Origin of the sequence: Sulfitobacter sp. HI0027, assembly GCF_001634775.1 — a bacterium.
Taxonomy (GTDB): domain Bacteria; phylum Pseudomonadota; class Alphaproteobacteria; order Rhodobacterales; family Rhodobacteraceae; genus Sulfitobacter.
Window position 1 is genome coordinate 1 of the sequence record NZ_LWER01000157.1, and the last position, 294, is coordinate 294.

Here is a 294-nt window from a genome sequence, read left to right on the forward strand (position 1 = left end):
TCTGCTGGTTCCTGCTCTGCGGCTTTAACCTCTTCGGGCTCTTCGACTGCGGGTTCGTCTTCAACAGGCGCGGCTTCCGGCTCGGTCATCTCGACCGCGGGGGCGGGCGTTTCCTCGGCCTCTGGCGGGGTGGACGCGCCAAGTTCAGCCTCCAACGCGGCCAATTCGCGGGCCAGTTCGTCTTCATCCTCGGGCGACAGTGAAGAGTTGCGCGCTTCCTCGGCTTGCGCGGCGGGTGCATCTTGCGGTGCCGGGTCAGAGACTTCTTCCAGATCGCCCCGGGCCACGGCGGCT

The 294-nt window shown here is 66.7% G+C and carries 1 pseudogene; it reads right to left on the reverse strand.

Going from position 1 to position 294, the window contains the following annotated elements:
- Positions 1-294: pseudogene (locus A3722_RS24285) on the reverse strand (hypothetical protein); the annotation flags it as partial.